Raw genomic sequence first — 16539 nt, 5'->3', positions numbered from 1 at the left:
AGGTATACTCAAAGTATTCGGGGAAGATCTGTTTGTCTAATCGGCAGGTGGCTGGTGTGTCTCTCCCCGTTTAGAAGTCTGTTTCCCGTTGAAACACATACGCTGGAGATCGCCAGAACCCTGGGTCAATCGGTTCGTTGTTTCCAACCTTCCGCAATTCAGTCATCGGAAACGGTTCATCAAGCTCTTTCCCCTGTTCTACAATATACGTCGTCGTATCGAGCTCGTCGTTTCCATCGTAATCACTGTATGTATCCTCTTGGCTGATGTATTTCTGGAATTCCTTGGCCTCCCGGGAATCGGGGTCCGGGTCAAGAAGGAGTTTCGTGATGATGCCAACATGAGTCACTGTATCACCAGTTCGGTAGTAGATTGGGAGTTGACCATGAGCATCGACAGCCGCTGCTGCAGATTTTAAGCTACTACCTGACCGGTGGGTGGTAGCGTCGTACTTGACGAGTTCATCAAGCCGTTCAGCGTAGTTTTTGGCGAGGATTGCGACGTTGCGATGCTTCCGCATTTTACGCTGGAGTCCAGTCCACTGCGATCGACTCTGAGACGAACTGGATCGCTCACGTGCTTTCGCTTCTTCAAGGTGCTGCATCATCTCATCAAGGGAAGGCGTACCAGATTCATCCGAGGGTGTGATAGAGTCGTCCATATCCTCGGTGATACCACCCAACCAAGAAGTTATGAATATTTGGATACTTTATATTATGGACGATTTGGATTTTGATCCTCTATACAGTAATTGTATCCTAGAAAATAATAAAATCGAATTAGGAATCAGTATACTTTGGATTGAGCAAATCGTTCAAGGACTGATCTCGTTCATCAGATACTGATCCTTTCTTAATCCGACTTCTACGAGGAACTACCTGTGTTGCCCTCGCAACAAGCCGATCTTCCTGTACTTTAGAGACCTTGCAACGCCACCATTTCCCTACTGTTTCTAATCCTGGAAGATATACTGGGCCAGATGGTAACTCTGCTATCCCTCCACCATCACCCATCTCATCAACTCGTAAGACAAGTTCGGCTCCAATAGTGACTGCAACATACTTTCCCTCCTTCTCACCCATGACACGAGATTTATACTGCTCACCCAGTTCTACCTCTCCATATACAAAGAAACTGTATTCGCTGTCCTTCCCAGCTGGCAAGTCCTTATACGTAGACGTAATCCGAATATGTCGTACCTCACCATCTATAGGCTCCCCCATCTGTTCTGGTAATAACTAGGGTCATAACTAGATGTCGGATTGAATCGTAATGGCACCGCCGGTGAGCGTCTGCTGGTTACTGCCGTCTCTGCGAACAGGTTCGACTGGTCACTCTCCGACGACCGCGTTATCTGGGGACGGTCGTCGACACCGAACTCAGCTGCCTCGGGCCGGTCGATCTGAGAGTTACGTTCACGATGATCGACGTCGGAGCCGAAGTCTTCGAGGGAGGTTTCGACGCTGGATTCGGTGACTTTGAGTTAACCGCCGTCGCCGAACGCTATCTGCTGGTGAATTTCGACCTCTGGGTGTTCACTCATGGATTCGAGCCTCCACCCATCGAGGCTCGACAAACAGCCCAGGCGGCTCACTCATCGGGTGAGCGGATCTCTTGCCCCCGACGGGCAAGGCGTTCGAGGATACGCACACGCTGTTGATTGGCGTTCTCGTAGCCGACGCACGCACGAAGAGTTTCCATGTCGTGGATCGTCTCGATACCCGCGTTGAGAAGGTCGACGTTCGAGGGTTCGAGCCGCTGTTCGGGTGTGAGGCTATTCGACTCGGTCGACTGGTCTGAATCGCTCATAGACTGTCGCCTCCGCTCGCATGAGGCGACGACAAACAGCACCGGAGCCTACTCGTCTGACTCTGGGTCGGGCTGGATCTGCCGGACATCCGCCGCGAGGTCGCGGATGTACCCCCGAAGTTCGTCCATGTCTTCACGAGCGTCTTCGAGCGTCGACCCTTTCGCCTTCGCGATCACCTCGTCTTGATCCCGAGTGCCGGTCCCGCGCTTGAGTTTGACTGTGAGTGAGACGCCGACGTCGGTCCGTTCAACGTACTCGGTTCGCTCTTGGTTGGTGTTCCCTGCTCGATCCGACTGGTCAGTCACTTCGTCTTGGTCGGTCATATCAGGTACGAGGACAACGCGAATCGCCCTCGCACTCGTCAGAGGGCAGATAAACAGCTCTTGGAGCGAGCCCGCGCTGTGACACTCCACATTTCACGAGTCCGCCGCCCTCCCGACGGGCCGATGGAGAGCGCCCGTTAACCAACACCGGCGAGGGATCATCCCGGTGTTTGTTGGTTAAGACTCTTGATTGAGTTCGCTCCGGCGACGGATCTGCGCTGGGTTCGGCACCCATGGGTGGGCGGCCCAACAGTGGATCGCGTGCTCGTTCGTCGTCTCGAACGACCCGCCACAGGAGCCATACTCGACGGTCGATCCGGGGAAGCGGTCAGCGACGAACTTCGCCGTCACCGTTGTCTGCGCGGGGTCAGGCGCGTCCACTCGCTGGACGTAGTCGTACCCGATCACCGTCCACTATCGGATACCAGTGCGGGCGATCGTCTGTGGCTTGCCGTCGGGGAGGTACACTCAGCGCACGACCTCGTCGGATCGGTCTGCGGATGGCTGGAGGATGACCCAGCGGCCATGCTCGTCACGAAACAGATACCGCTCCGTCCCCCGGTTCTGCCGGTAGAACGAGTCACCCTCACCGGGGATGAGCCGGAGGCCGAGCGTCGGACTGCTCGGTGCAAGGAGGCGCTCAACGAGCGACGGGGTCGACATCTCCGAGGGACCGCCTTTGTCGCCGGTGAACTCCCCGGGTGCGCCTCTCGACTCACGCCGACCACCGCTCGGAGGTCGCCCGTTCACGCTCCCCTGTGTGGGGCACTTCACAGAGGAACCGTCGCCTTGGTGGTCACGAATCATCTTGTCGGGGTGGTTACCCGCCTGCCCCGGTTCTGTCTGTCCGTTGCAGTGCCAGCCTTTGTCCCGGAGGACTTGGATCGTCAACCCTTCGAAGTCCGCGCGGACGATATCAGGTAACCTAGAAGTCTCGTTACTGGTACGTCTCCTACCTCTCGCTCTCAGGTCGTGAGGACGCTACTTCTCTGACAAGGGGGCTTGTGGCGATCACTGCACCGAGTGATCCAAAGATGAGCGGGTAACCCACAATGACCAACGGCCAGATAAGAGTGCTTCCGCTCAGGAGGTTCGGTTGAACAGTGTACCCGGCAGCGGTCATCGTGAACAGAAGCGCAGCAACGAGAGTGATGAGTGTATATCCGACCGTGAGATACGCTCCGACTGCGACCGGAATAGTGCTGGAGGTGGTTGTAAGTCGAACAGCAACGAGCCCTCCAAGTAAGCACGCGAGCGCTGGAATGACGAATAGCCACTCGGCACCTGCGAGTGTTGGAACAAGTATCCCATACGTAGTTTCACCCTCAGAGCTGACGCTAATGGGAATGAAGTTCTCATTGAACAATATCCATCCAGCTGCACGCCAGAGTGGTTGTCCAGCCGCCTCGTACGCCTGAAACAGCCCACTTTCTTCTCCGGTAGGAGTGGCTTGTGTGATTAGTCGTGGAAGGAGCGAAAGCGCAACAAGCCCCGTCAGTGCGTAGGCCACTACTGCTGCGCCTACGCCGGAGCCGACTGAGCGGAGGGCAGATCGGTCCATGTCACAGCAAAAAAGTCAGATACGAAAACTTTTGTGGGAACTTGACTCGACTCGTAATAGTGGGTGACAGTCACCATCAACCGCTGAAACACGGCACGCCGACGTAAGCAAACTGTATCAGTATCAGCTCCCTGATTGCCGTCCCGTGTCATACCACCCTCAGTCGCGCGACGCCGTACGTCCCGCGAGCGCCAGGAGTCCGGCCAGCGCGGCCACACACGCTGTCGGCCCGAACCCCGGAGCGATCGTCTCCGTCGACTCTGAAGTCGCGTCCGCGCCGGTCGACGTGTTCGCCCCCGTCGACACGTTCGCGTCGGCCGACGTCGACGCCCCCGGCTCGTCCGGGTCGGTCGGCGCGGGGTCGTTCCCGTCCGAGTAGCCGTCGGCGTCCGTGTCGGGGTCGGTCGGGTCGGTTCCGGCGTCGACTTCCTCGCCGTCGGAGAGCCCGTCGGAATCGGTGTCCGCCCGGGTCGGACTGGTCCCCAACTCGATTTCCCGTGTCGACGCGAGGCTGTCACCGTCGGGGTCGGGGTCGTCCGGCGGGAGGAACAGCAGTAGTCGGTCCGGCACGTCGGGGACCGCCTCCGTGGCGACGTAGGTGTCGACCCACTCGCCCAGACTTTCTCCGCCTACCTCGGTCACGATGGCCCGGAAGTCGTCGTAGCTCACCCGTCCCTCGTGGTCGTTCACCCGCCCGAACACGTCCATCAGGGTCCGACTCCCGTTCGTCTCGGTTCGTATCTCCGCGTCGAGGGCGGCTAACACGCGCGCGCCCTTCAGGTAGAACGCTTCCCGCGCGGGGTCCGACCCGTTCGTCAACACGGCGTTCTCGGTCCGCGAGAAGGTGACGGCCGAGCGGAAGTCGCCGTAGCGCATCCCACCCGACCGGTACAGCAGCAGGTCGCCGTAGTAGCTGGCGCTGGCCTCGACGAACCACTGCATCCGGTCGGTCACCTGGAACGCCTGGCGGGTGTGGACGAACTCGTGTGAAAGCGTCCGCTGGTCGTACCGTGGGCCGACCACAAGCGACCGGTTCTTCCCCTCGTTCAGGAAGGCGAACCCGTAGACGTCGAGTGACGGGACGACGAGCATCGTCGTCCGTTCGGTCGGCGCGGAGACGTTGAGGTTGGTGGACAACTCGGTCAGCGTCGCCAGGGCCGCGGTCCCGTTCGTCCCCGAGACGGGTGCGCTCTCGACCACGCGGAACGCGGGGTCGTCCGACTCGGCGACGACCGACGACTCGCCGAGGTAGACCAGGTCGTCCGTGGCGACGCCCGCCCCCGCGGGCCGGTGTCGGAGGACTGGCTCGCTCCCGTTCATCCCGCCGTGCCACGAGTCGGTATCGCCGTCGTAGTACGCCGTCCGGACGGTGTCCGTCGGCACTAGCGCCCACGGCTCGTCGTCGGCCGGGGCGTACCGCAGGAAGTGGCTCGTCCCGTCGATCGGGAGTGTCAGCGTCAGTGTCGGCCGGGACGTCTCGCCGTCCCACCGGAACTGACCGTCGTCCGACCGCTCGAACCCAGACATCGTCGCGTTCGTGACCCCGGCGGGGGCGTCGACGACTACTTGCTTGACCGACTCGCCGACCGTGTAGTCGAGTTCGACCGTTATCGATCCCGGCTCCTCGGGCGTCAGCAGGTACGTCGCAGTCCCGTTGACACCTGCGTTGACCTGTCTCGGCGCGGGGGCGTCCGCCCCGACCGACGACGCCTCGGCTCCGTCTGCCGCCGTGGGTTCGGTCGGCCCAGCGTCCAGGTGTGCGACGCCGGCTCCGACCGCGGCGCTACACAGCAGGAGGAGGACGACGCCCAGCCGGGCGAGAGGTCGATAGATTGACATTCTGAGGATGTGCAATAATTCCCGATCGAATCCCTTGTACTATTCGGTTGAAGGGCGGTTTCGCACACTTCGACGCAGGATGCGATCGGTGACGGTCGACCGAGGTGTTCGGCCGGGGAATTTGAGGGCTTCGCGCTCTCGTCAGTCCGATGAGCATCTCAGTCAACACGGAGTTCGACCGGTCGCGCATCGCGTGGGGCTGGTGGTCGTCGCGCTCGCGGTGGTTACTACCGACCGAGAGATCCAGTAACCTCCACACTAGCAAGGTACGTCGCGCCGCCGCCAGCGAGTGTCACCGATTCGCTTCGGGATCGGCTGTCCCGGTCGCCGTCTCACCGTGGACGAGCGCCCGACAGACGATGTTCGGGAGCGTTCCCGGCGGGCGAGTTGTCTCGACACGCGCTACGCTTGCATCGTCTGCGATGAAGACCACCTCGGGTCCGGTGACGCGGACCTGCTCGGCAGCGACCTCGACGCCATTGATGGTCGCCTTCACGCGGTCGGTGTTCTCGATCGGTTCAAGGTGAATCTCGTCTACATACTCGTCGGCGGCAGTCATCGGTCCTCCGTGTTGCGTTCGTGCGCCTCCGCTTGCAGGTCGTTATAGCGTTCGAGTTCGTGAGCGATCCGTTCGAGTGCCTCAATACCACGCTCGGCGAGTTGGTATGTCGCTCGCGAGAGCCGGACCGCGTCGATCATGCTTCCTCCTCGGGGGCGATACAATCGTTGCTCGCGGCGGTGAGAGCGACGATGGCCGGGTTGGGGTTCGCCTCGGCTGGAAGCGTCTCTACGGCCAGCGGTGCGGGATACGCGCGGTCACCTTGACTACACAGGAGGAGGTGACGCCTGTCGGTGCCGTCGCTGGTGACGATGTAGTGGTCGACGTCGCGGCGCTGGTAGACCGTCCGATCGTGCCGTTCGACCGTCTGCCAGTTCGACGGGAGTGCTGGTTCCGTCTGCCCACCGTCGGGGGCAATCACTGCCTCCTCAGTTTCCTCCGCGAGCGCGGCGTCGATCTCGGCGCCGGTGAGATGCCAACAGTCGGCCGGGCCGTCACAGGAGAGTTCGCTCACCACGTTGTCTTTGAACGCGGTGTAGTGCGCCAACGCGAGTGTCTCGTCGTCGGTGTAGTCAAGCAGGAGTGCAAGCGCGAGTTGCGCTGGGCCGTTCCCACGAAATCCCCATTCGAAGCCAGTCGGACTGTGGCTGGCGAGGTCGAGACTCCGGTCGGGCGAGAGTTGGCGACGGTCGGTGAGGTTCAACACGACTGCCTCACCGTCGACGCGGAAGCCGACATACTCGACGTCGGGCTGTGGATCGTTCGAGGAGTGATTCGTCTCGGACGTGTCGGCGTCGTTCCGTTTCATCACGTCATCCGCGGGAGTGAGTGCCCCCGCACCCCTCAGGGGGTGATAGACTCTACGCCGAGACGTATGGTGTGTGAGGGTGTTGCGTACCTCCGGTAAACCCTTGAATGCTCACGATGATTCGAGAGTCGTTCCGGCTTCTCGCAGTCACGGGTGCTGACGCTGGTAGTGCTCACGCTCTCGACCGACGTGTCGCCGTTCGCCCGCTGACTGCGGGCGGACGGGACGACACCATGGACACAACAGAGATACCGCCGATGGAACCGCTTGCACCGCTCGTCGACCAAATACGTGTCCTCGCACGGATGGAACTCCCCTCACCACGGGCCGGGAAAGTCCGGCTGTGGGATGACGGAACGTTCAGCGTCGTCTTCTATCACTCGATGGGGAGCAACAAGCGTCAACACCTGCGGTACGTCCGCTCGACTGGCGAGATCGTGTGGGCTCACTTCCAAGGCGCCAGTTGGCCGAGGAGTCGCTGTCGGCGGTGAGACAGCCATGGACCCCGAATACGATGTTCTCTAAACGGAGCCCCTCGATTGGTTACTCTCTATTTTACGAAGGCTGGATGTCTTTATATGTCCGAGGCAAAGTTATTTTTAAAAGTAGGTTGTTAACACCAGTCATGGCCGGGCTTTCGCCGAGAGAACGCGTTAAAGAGCGCGTTCCTACACTCACTAGACACGCCGAAGACATCCGGTCCGTGGAACCAGATGTCTACAACGAATTCGGAACGTGGTCCGCGCTCAAACTAATTGTCCATGTAGCCACCGTGAACATGTACACCACGGTGATCTCTGAGTACTTCAACGACTGGTTCTACATTGACGCGCTCGCTGGTTCAGGAGTCTCTGTCTATGGTGACGCAGATGAGAGTTTCCTCGGGTCTCCCCTCCTCGCTGCGAAAAACGCCGCTGAGCCGTTCACCAAGATGTACTTCATTGAGCAGGATAAAGAGAACGCGGCTGCCCTGGAGAAGCGTTTAGACGTAGCGTTCAATGGTTCTGACCTACAGATTACCCCTCCTGAATGCGGCTATGAAGTCTACGTTGGCGACGCTAACAAGAAACTACAGCAAGTCACCCGTAACATGTGGAGGGTCGCCAAGCGAGACGGGAAAGCCAATTTCAACCATCTCACGTTCATCGACAACCAGGGGTTAAATCTCAACTGGGGCGGGCTTGAAGACCTCGAAGACAGTACCACCGGTGACTACCTAATTAACTTCCCGACCTCAAACGTCCTCCGTGCGTCTGGTCACAAAGGGAGCGAGAACGCGATGGTGGACTACTACGGGGGAGACCGGTGGAGGTCAGCAAACGGGAAAGAGGAGTTGCTGGAGGCCTACACGACGCGATTGAGTGGTTTAGGGAAGACAGAACAAGTCGTCACAAACATAGATAGTGGGACGAAAAACTACCAGTATGACATGATCTACGCGACTAGAAAAACGCGCGGTGGGAGTGACTACATCAACGCTATTGAGTATATTAACAGGTTCGTTGAAGCTGTCGATGGCGCGGACGTCGAGGATATGCTCCAGATCCTGCGTGGCGACCAGATGACCATGGAATCGTTCCTTCCCAAACAAGACGAAGACGATCCCCAGTCAAAGTTGGTTGAATTCCATGACTGAACGTACCTCATTTTCCGTCCAAAACAGCGAGAATAGATTTGTTGTTAAACATGATGGACAGAGGATTTCTGAACTTTCAAACACCTCTCTGAATCAGTTGCGCAAAGCCAGTCGAACTACAGGCACACCTGAAGACCGTCTCGACATCTTTGAAGCAGGTCTAGACTGTTCTCAGTGTGACTCACCGTTAGAAGAACGATTTAGCGCGACAATGGAGGGTCAACTGCTCTGCTGGGAGTGTGCTATGCAAGCAACAGAGGCGGAACAGAACAATATTCGGCACAACACTGACCCTGCCAAGGTCGTACTCGGTGAATCCGGGTTGTACCACAAGAGCCTGTGTGATTACGTCATTAACGTCGCAACCGGCTGCTCACATGGCTGTAAGTTCTGTTATGTCCCGAGCACACCTAACGTTACTGCGAGACAGGAAATGCTGGCAGAACAAGCAGCGGTTGATGATGGTCAGCAGGAGTGGGGAAGCTACCTTCTCTACCGCGACGATCTCCCTGAACGCTTGGGGCGGAAGCTGGATCGGAAACAAAAATGGAAACAGACGGCTCGCGGTAGAGGCGTTGTAATGCTGTCAAGTGGGACTGACTGCTATCAGGATCGTCGGACGGCGCAGATTACTCGTGGATGCGTTGTTGAACTCATTGACCATGGTTTCCCTGTTCGCATTCTTACTCGGAGTCCTGCTGTTGTTCGAGATCTCGATGTTTTCGAATGGGCCGTTGAACAGAGCCAGAATCAAGTCGGGAAACTAATCCGTGTTGGTTCATCGATCCCTTGCCTTGATGAGGGACAGGTCCGCGCAATTGAACCAGGCGCGCCCTCACCACAAGCACGACTTCGAGCCCTTCGGACGCTGAGTGAGGCGGGAATTCCAGTATATGTGTCGATGTCACCGACGTATCCAACACAAACACGTGACGACTTCGATCAGCTACTAGGCCAGTTCGCTGACTTGAAAGCCGAAGTCGTCTTCCACGAACCAATTAATCCCCGGGGTGGGAATTTTCAGATGACGATTGACGCAGCTCGTGAAGCCGGAGAAACAACGCTCGCAAAGGAGTTGGAACGAATCAGTAACGACCGGGAATATTGGGTTGAGTATTCTCTCAAACAGATGGAGTGGGCAGAGGAGTTAGGCGAAAAGCACGGTGTTGACGTTCATGTGTGGCCTGACAAGCAAGTGATCAAGTCGGTAGGGGAGAAGAAGGCACAAGAACTCCTCCGGCAAAGAGATGCAGTCTCTCCCGAACGCATCGCTACACCGTCACTTCCTTCGTAGATTCCACTTTCAGTACGCTTTACTCAGAATTTTGGGGTTGGAGATCGTAGGTCTGCGTAGAGATGCGCTTGGAATCCCAATGGGAGGCGGAAGACGAGTTCAAGCGCGCATACTTCCTTGAGGACGAAACCGGTACTGTCTTGGAGGAATTCTCGGACTATCCGACTCTCGATCAACTCCGGAATGCTGAGCAACGGAACAAAGAACGAATAAATCTCTCTAACTTAGGTATTCCATGCGCGAATTGTTCAACAGAGATCCGAGGTCGATTCGCCGCAGATCCCCGTGGAAATCTCCTCTGCTGGGAATGCGCAGTCACATCCGATGCAGAAAAGGAAGCGGGTATTCGGGTCAATACTGATCCGACTCAGGCGACCATTAGTGAGTCTCACTTGTATGAAAAGAGCCTTTGTGACTACGTAGTCAACGTCGCTACCGGTTGTAGACACGGTTGTAAATTCTGCTACGTGCCAACGACTCCAGGCTATGAAGGGCGTGCTGAGATGCTGAGTGAACAAGCAGATGTCGATGAACTGCAGGAAGAGTGGGGAAGCTACCTCCTCTACCGCGACGATCTCCCAGAGCGACTCCACGAAGAACTACAGCAGACAACCCGGGAAGACCTTCGAGACACGGAACGCGGTCAAGGCGTTGTTATGCTGTCCAGCGGTACCGACCCATACCAAGACCGCCGAGCAGGGCAAATCACTCGTGGTGTGATTCACGAGCTACTTTTCCGTGATATACCAGTTAGAGTTCTCACTCGTAGTTCAATTGTTGTCAAGGATGTTGACTTATTCAAGGATGCAGGAGATTTGATCACGGTTGGATCTTCGATTCCCTCGTTCAATGAGGAATTGGTGGGAGCACTTGAACCAGGAGCTCCACCTCCTCTTACTCGGTGGGAAGCACTTGATATGCTACAATTAGAAGGTGTGCCGGTCTATGTGTCGATGTCGCCAACGTACCCTACAATGGACGAACATGGGCTCCACCGACTGCTTACGCGATTCATGGCTCTGCGTGCACAGGTGGTATTCCATGAGCCAATCAATCCACGAGGAGAGAATTTCGGGCTGATGATTACTGCTCTGGAGGAGGCGGGGTTAGAAGAGCAGGCTGATGAATTCCGGAAACTGAAAGATGTAGAAGAGTGGGTAAAGTACGCGCTCAAGCAGCTAAATTGGGTTCAACAGAAAGCAGAGGATCTCGGTGCTCCACCGATACATTCGTGGCCAGACAGAGAACTTGTGCGAGCAACGAGTGGGAAGCTCCGTGACCAACTGGCAGCAATGCGGCAATCCCCTTCCCCTGAGCAATTCGAGGAGACAGACGACCCAACCCACAGTGAAGCACACAGACCACTCTTTGAGGACTACGAACAAATTGACCATCTAGTTGAACCTGACGTGATAAGGTAGCGGATACACATGGCCAAGTTACCTACCAGAATTCTCAATTCTTTTCGGACTTAGGGGAATGGACTGGATAGATTGGTGATCGGGGGCATTGATGAGTCAGTAGTGCACGTCGGCGGGGACGATCCAGCAGTCTTCGTACTCGTCGAGAATTCGATCGAGGCGCTCCCGATGGCGGATGCCGCGCGCGTACTCGTCGTACAGCGGAATCGAGGGACCGTCGTACGCGCCGACTTGGTGGAAGGCGTGCCGCGCGAGGTCCTCGTCACGCATGATCGCCTCGTCACTCTGCTCCTCCAGCGCCTCCTTCACGCGATTCAGGTTGCGCTCGAACTCGGCTTCGGTCGCCTCCCACGCTCGGTCAAGGAGCCGTTCACCATCGTCGGAGTCGACGCGAGCGACGACTGGGAGGTCGCCCCAGCGGGCTTGCCCGGCGACGGTGGTGTCTTCCTCGTCGAAGGTGGCGTAGTAGTCGAAGACAGCGGCGACGTTGGGGTCGGCGCCGACGAGTCGGTCGAAGGTGATACGGCCTGCCGAGAGGGCGCTGTCTCGACTCGGTGCGTCGACGAGCGCGTACACTATCATGTGCATCGGTAGTTCACTCCGCCGACGCACGCGAGCGGGTACTTCGTCGCCCCACCCACTGCGCCGGCACTCACTGCCGGCGCTCGATAAACCGCTCTGCTGTACGACTCGTGAGTTCTACTCGTCGATTGGGTCGAGACTCCCGAGATCGGCGTGAAGGACCTCATTTTCACGAACCACGTACCGCTGTGCGTGGACGGGGAACCGACACTTGGTGTAGCCGGCCGTCTGGATGTCGAGTTTCGCGTCCGGAGCGATGTACTGGGAGAGTTGACGCAGGAACGACCGCGTCCGGATGCCTACCTCGTAGTCGGGGAGGCCCTCGTCGTCAGCCTCGTAGACGTCGAAGGCATCGTAGCCCCAGACTGAGAACTCGCCTGTCTCGGTGACTTCCCACTCGAGCATTCCAAAGCAGTGAGCGTCGCAGAGTTGTCGAACAGCCTGTGCGTCGGTGACGTGTGCGCCGCGTGAAGCGGTCGCTGCGTGGAGTGTCGCCATTGGTACTGTAGAGAGGACCTCAGTAGTCCCCTCACCCCTCAGGGGACGATAAACAGGGCGGCGGCATCAGATGCTCTCTACAGCTGGGATGAAGTGGGAGCAGCGACGACTATTCTTCGTTAGCGTCGGGGTCGTCGTCCTCGTCGTCAGCCGAGCCGTACGTTCCGGCTTCGGCGGTGAGGTCGGCGACGAGCATGTCTTCGTCGTCGTCCCACTCGACCTCGTATCGCGTCGTCACGTCCGGCACGAGGTCGTGCCGCTTCATGAACGAGCTGGGGGTGATCCCAGCGCTCGACTCGGTCATGTTCACCTTGTACGTGTTGTTGTCCTCTTCGTCGACGGGCTTGATGCCGATTTTGCTGTTCTCGTCGTCGTAGTAGAGATGGACGAACTCGGCGTCGGGGAGGTACTCTTTAGTGGCTGCCGAGTTGATCCCGATGCCACCGCTCTTTCGGAGGCTGATGAGCGGTTCGTTTGTACTGCCACCTTGACCCGTCTTCTGGACTTTCTCGAATCCCATTGTCAACTGCGTCTTTCGGTGGTAGTACCTTGAATATTCTTGTATAGAGAGATAGTTGGTTAGATTGATTTCACATCTACTTCGGATCGCCTGATCCGATTATACCTACCAATCGGTTCATATCTAGCTTCTACACACTCAGATATCACCACTTGTTTTGTTGATCAACGACTATCAGAGCTACAGTAGTACTGCTCTTGGACAGCGAGTGAACGGTACTCACGTCGATTCTGGATCGGGACCGTATCGATTCGCTCCGCAGACCCGACACTCCCAGATGGGCTGGCCCGACCACGTCTCATCGGGAATCTCCTCGACCGACTGGAACTGGTGTGCCCTCTCGCGGTCACACTCGTGGCAGGTGAGACTCGCTCGCTTCGGACCGTGATGACGCTGACTCTCATCGTCCTCGTCGCCACTCTCAGCGCGCTGAAGCGCGAGCGCGGGCACGAGCCACAGGTCGTCACGGGCGTCCTCAAGGAGCGCCGTGAGCCGCTCGTCGTTCTCGACCGCCTGTCCCATCTCGTCGTAGAGGAACGTCGTATGGTCTCCACAGTCGCCGTGTGGCTGGCCGGCGTCCATCCCCGGCGTTCGCTCCCGAACGGTCGCAAGCAGTTGCTGACTGCGCTCGGTGGTTACCTCTGCCGCCGCGGGGAGCGCACCCCACTGTTTCACCAATTGCTGTGCCGGGTCGTCGTCAAGATCAGCGACGAGATCACAGCCGGTGATCGTCGCGTCGTTGCGCGGGACGACCGACGCGGCGGTGGTGCCCTTCGCGACCGCGGCGTAGTGAGAGGCCGCCGGGACGGCCAAGTGGACGACGTGGAGCAACTCCGTCTCGCCGGTTGGGTCGTCGGTATCAAGCGGTTCGACGTGATTCGTCAGACAGAACCGACACTTCGTCCGGCCAGCGGGGATCGACGCACCACAGGCACGGCAGTTGCGCGAGGACCCGGAATCGGCAGACGGGCGGGAGCGCCGCGGGTCACAGCGCCGGTCCTTACAGCCGGTATCGAGTTCGTGATCGGGGACGTGGGTCGCCTCACCGAGCGGGCGGAGTTCGGCGTGGTCGTCGAAGTCGCGTCCGGGCATGGGGGTCTATCGTCAGTTTGGCCCGTCATCCGGGATAAACTTCTGCCGGTGGTGTCGGCTACGCTGCTCCGTGCCCATCAGAATGGGGCGCCGCCATGCGCTTACATCGTGGCCATGAGTTCGGAGAAGACACTTACGAACCGGTTCGAGACGCACTCGTCGTGAGCGCGATTGCCGTTGCGGTCATACTGGGCGTAAAGCTCATGTAACGGGACCCGTCAGAGATATTGACTTATGGAGGATCCTGCAAACATCGTCAAAAGCGACCTATCTCGCGATGATCGTGTTGAAGCGGCGAACCGGATGGGATACCAATTAGAGGACTTCTACGACATAAACTGGATAGACCCACCATCTGAGCCCCACAGCTGGACTGCGATCTTCGTGGAGGAGATCATACACGAAGACAAAGAGAAGGAAGCGGAGGCAATTCGAGACGTGATCTTTAACGCGCTCTCTGATGGCACTAAATCAATTATGGATGTCTGTCGTTGGCGATAATCTACAGCTCAGTCAGCGTCTCGCTGTGTTTCCGAATCGTCGCCGGCGTCACGCTCGCCACCTCCGCGATCGCCACCTGTGTGACCCGGCGACCACGCTCTCGGCCGGCGACGTAGAGACACGCCGCTGCGAAGCCCGACGGGTTCACACCTGCCGTCCGCTGCTCGGCCTCCGCCTGCTCCGCCAGCTTCCGTGCCCGCTGACGGATCTGATCACACGCCTCGACCGCCGACGCAATCCGGACGATATGATCGCTCGGTACGACGGGCTGCGCCGGCAGGCCGAGGTCTCGATTCAGCGTCTTGTAGGCGTTCGTCACGCTCGCCTGCTCGACCCGTGCCGGCTCACTCACGCCATCGAGCGTGCGTGAGATGCCGTTACAGCGACAGGCGCCGTAGACGCTCGCGGCCGCCATCGCCTCGATCGACCGGCCGACGAGCAGATCCTCTGACTGGGCGCTCCGGAACAGCTGGCAGGCCTGATCACGGAGCGACTCGGGCAGACCGAGTGCACTCACGATTCGACGGACCTCCCCGAGTCCGTGTGCGAGGTTCTGTTCGGCCGTCGATTGTCGCTGGCTACGCTTGTGCTCCCGGCGGAGCCGGGAGAGTTGGCGGCGCTTCCGTCCCGAGAGCGTGTTGCCGTTCGCGTCGACACTGTGGCCAATTTCCGTCGAGAGCCCGCGGTCGTGCCGCGCCGCCGTGAGCGGTGCGCCTGTGCGCTCGCGTTTCTCCGCGTCGAACGAGTGCCACTCGGGGCCGTGGTCGATCCGCTGGTCGTCGAGTACGAGCCCGCAGTCGTCACAGACACTTTCGGCCGCGTTGGTGGTGACCCGGCCATCGCACTCGGGACACTGGTTGGTGGTGGGCTGTACGTCTTCGTCGACCGTCGTCGTGTAGATGTCTCTCTCTGTCGTCGCCATCGATTTCACCGGAGTTTCGAGGAAGACGCTGTCTCGCGCCCCTCACCCTTCAGGGGCTGACAAACAGCAGAAGGCGAAAGCCCGGCGGCTCTGTGAGCCGCCCGGACCGTGGAGGTGGTGGGAGGTGGCGGTGACCGCTACGTACTAGCAAAAAAGGAGGCCGCCGCTCAGGCTATTCGTCCCACCAGCACCCGCGCTCGGGGAAATGCACGGTGCTCCAGCCGCGGAGCGCCACCGAGAGACGCCCCTGATACCAGTTCCGCGCCACCCCGTGCATTCGCACACGCTCTCCTTCTTCGACTAGAGGTTGGTTTGAGGCAGTCCAGCTCGTGAATTTCGTTTTTCCGCTTTCGTCCTCGATGAGCCCGACTTGACTGATGGCTGGCGATCGGGGAGTCCACAGCTTCGTCACAGTCCCTTCGATGCTCACCGTCTGTCGACTCAATCCTTCCAACTCCCCGATCGGCACGACCCGTCCGGGCGCCGTCTGCAACTGCTCGAACACGCGCAGGACCGCACTCATCACGCTTGTTCCATCTACGACCGCCCGTGCCAATCGCCGACTGATCGCCGCCCGCGACCACTGTTCGAGCTTCGTGTCCATCCGTATCGCCTCGCTGTTGACCTCGCCCAACTGCTCTTGGGTGAGCATCTCACGGGGGTCGTCCCGCTCAGGGTCGGCCCAGTGGTCCACGGCTGCACGCCGCTCCTGGAACTCCTCCTGTTGTGTCCTGCTCTGCTCGGTCACCACGTCTCGTGTCCGCCCCGGCCGACCCTCTTGGGTCGTCAACTCCGCTTGGGTACTGATGTGCTCCAACTCGTCGTTTCGCGCTTGGATGCGCTCTTCCTGTGCGAGGGTCTTGCCGACCATGTGCTCGGGCCCATCGTCGACCCGCGCGTCCGGGTGGTTGGCGTCCACTTTCGCCTGCACTTCCATCTCTACCGTCGGCCGGAACTCTGCTCGCTCGTCAACGACCTCAAACCCGTCCTCGTCGACTGCCGCCTCGTCGTTGTTCTCGTATGCCTGCTCATCCACCGAAACTTCCTTACTGCCTTGGTTGTTACTCGACATTGCGAAGTGCCTGAAGGCGCTCACTCGGCGTCTTCTTCCGACACCACAACTCTCCAGCCGTGGCTATCTCTACAGACCGACTACTCCTTCGCGCGCTCTCG

19 protein-coding genes are annotated in these 16539 nt (G+C 58.9%); 4 read left to right on the top strand and 15 right to left on the bottom strand.

Translation table 11 applies throughout. The features are described 5' to 3' along the window. Positions 1-70: 70 nt before the first annotated feature. From K933_RS17635 to K933_RS17090, 9 genes are all read right to left on the bottom strand, one after another. The gene (locus tag K933_RS17635) at positions 71-661 is read right to left on the bottom strand and encodes a hypothetical protein (RefSeq protein ID WP_080509325.1); all 591 of its coding nucleotides are present in this window, start codon (positions 659-661) and stop codon (positions 71-73) included. 118 nt (positions 662-779) lie between these two features. Continuing rightward, positions 780-1163 (bottom strand): hypothetical protein, encoded by a 384-nt coding sequence (locus K933_RS18150; protein WP_152529871.1) that lies wholly within the window; start codon positions 1161-1163, stop codon positions 780-782. Positions 1164-1590: 427 nt separating this feature from the next. Beyond that, positions 1591-1809, bottom strand: coding sequence for a hypothetical protein (locus tag K933_RS17625; RefSeq protein WP_080509324.1), 219 nt, complete (start codon positions 1807-1809; stop codon positions 1591-1593). Positions 1810-1857: 48 nt separating this feature from the next. Continuing rightward, complete coding sequence (locus K933_RS17110; RefSeq protein WP_023396018.1) at positions 1858-2133, bottom strand: DUF7389 domain-containing protein; 276 nt, start codon at positions 2131-2133, stop codon at positions 1858-1860. A gap of 952 nt (positions 2134-3085) precedes the next feature. Next, on the bottom strand, positions 3086-3694 hold the full coding sequence (locus K933_RS18145; protein ID WP_152529870.1) for a hypothetical protein: 609 nt from the start codon (positions 3692-3694) through the stop codon (positions 3086-3088). A 159-nt stretch (positions 3695-3853) separates the two neighbouring features. Next, positions 3854-5533, bottom strand: coding sequence for a hypothetical protein (locus K933_RS17100; protein WP_023396016.1), 1680 nt, complete (start codon positions 5531-5533; stop codon positions 3854-3856). Positions 5534-5825: 292 nt separating this feature from the next. Further along, positions 5826-6092: a hypothetical protein gene (locus K933_RS17095; RefSeq protein ID WP_023396015.1), complete on the bottom strand. Its 267-nt coding sequence runs from the start codon at positions 6090-6092 to the stop codon at positions 5826-5828. Next, the gene (locus K933_RS18845; RefSeq protein ID WP_023396014.1) at positions 6089-6232 is read right to left on the bottom strand and encodes a hypothetical protein; all 144 of its coding nucleotides are present in this window, start codon (positions 6230-6232) and stop codon (positions 6089-6091) included. Before K933_RS18845 ends, K933_RS17095 begins: the two co-directional genes overlap by 4 nt. Beyond that, a complete protein-coding gene (locus tag K933_RS17090) occupies positions 6229-6900 on the bottom strand; it encodes a DUF6166 domain-containing protein (RefSeq protein WP_023396013.1) in 672 nt (223 codons plus the stop codon). The genes K933_RS18845 and K933_RS17090 overlap by 4 nt, the downstream gene beginning before the upstream one ends. Positions 6901-7525: 625 nt before the next feature. Here K933_RS17090 and tcmP point away from each other — a divergent pair. The 3 genes from tcmP to K933_RS17615 all read left to right on the top strand — a co-directional run bounded on the left by tcmP (position 7526) and on the right by K933_RS17615 (position 11251). Continuing rightward, complete coding sequence (tcmP, locus tag K933_RS17085) at positions 7526-8536, top strand: three-Cys-motif partner protein TcmP (RefSeq protein ID WP_161631432.1); 1011 nt, start codon at positions 7526-7528, stop codon at positions 8534-8536. Beyond that, entirely contained in the window at positions 8529-9830 is a 1302-nt protein-coding gene (locus K933_RS17620) for an SPL family radical SAM protein (protein WP_235063467.1), read from the top strand. The genes tcmP and K933_RS17620 overlap by 8 nt, the downstream gene beginning before the upstream one ends. Before the next feature lie 344 nt (positions 9831-10174). After that, positions 10175-11251, top strand: coding sequence for an SPL family radical SAM protein (locus tag K933_RS17615; RefSeq protein WP_394295685.1), 1077 nt, complete (start codon positions 10175-10177; stop codon positions 11249-11251). 96 nt (positions 11252-11347) lie between these two features. Here K933_RS17615 and K933_RS17080 read toward each other — a convergent pair whose 3' ends face one another. From K933_RS17080 to K933_RS17065, 4 genes are all read right to left on the bottom strand, one after another. Continuing rightward, positions 11348-11839 (bottom strand): hypothetical protein, encoded by a 492-nt coding sequence (locus K933_RS17080; RefSeq protein WP_023396009.1) that lies wholly within the window; start codon positions 11837-11839, stop codon positions 11348-11350. A gap of 111 nt (positions 11840-11950) precedes the next feature. Next, complete coding sequence (locus K933_RS17075; RefSeq protein ID WP_049948012.1) at positions 11951-12331, bottom strand: hypothetical protein; 381 nt, start codon at positions 12329-12331, stop codon at positions 11951-11953. A 109-nt stretch (positions 12332-12440) separates the two neighbouring features. Further along, the gene (locus K933_RS17070; protein WP_023396007.1) at positions 12441-12851 is read right to left on the bottom strand and encodes a hypothetical protein; all 411 of its coding nucleotides are present in this window, start codon (positions 12849-12851) and stop codon (positions 12441-12443) included. Positions 12852-13070: 219 nt separating this feature from the next. After that, positions 13071-13943 (bottom strand): biosurfactant protein 1, encoded by an 873-nt coding sequence (locus K933_RS17065; protein ID WP_049948011.1) that lies wholly within the window; start codon positions 13941-13943, stop codon positions 13071-13073. 234 nt (positions 13944-14177) lie between these two features. Between K933_RS17065 and K933_RS18140 the strand changes: the two genes are divergently transcribed. After that, positions 14178-14444, top strand: a complete 267-nt coding sequence (locus K933_RS18140; RefSeq protein ID WP_152529868.1) for a hypothetical protein — start codon at positions 14178-14180, stop codon at positions 14442-14444. A gap of 1 nt (position 14445) precedes the next feature. Here the strand turns inward: K933_RS18140 and K933_RS17060 are convergent, their stop codons facing one another. Both K933_RS17060 and K933_RS17055 read right to left on the bottom strand, forming a co-directional pair. Further along, the gene (locus tag K933_RS17060; RefSeq protein WP_023396005.1) at positions 14446-15366 is read right to left on the bottom strand and encodes a transcription initiation factor IIB; all 921 of its coding nucleotides are present in this window, start codon (positions 15364-15366) and stop codon (positions 14446-14448) included. Between the two features lie 172 nt (positions 15367-15538). Next, the gene (locus K933_RS17055; protein WP_023396004.1) at positions 15539-16438 is read right to left on the bottom strand and encodes a single-stranded DNA-binding protein; all 900 of its coding nucleotides are present in this window, start codon (positions 16436-16438) and stop codon (positions 15539-15541) included. Positions 16439-16539 lie beyond the last annotated feature (101 nt).

The organism is Candidatus Halobonum tyrrellensis G22, assembly GCF_000495475.1.
Lineage (GTDB): Archaea > Halobacteriota > Halobacteria > Halobacteriales > Haloferacaceae > Halobonum > Halobonum tyrrellense.
The sequence above is the reverse complement of the archived record's forward strand: the minus strand, read 5'-3'. Positions and strand labels throughout refer to the sequence as shown.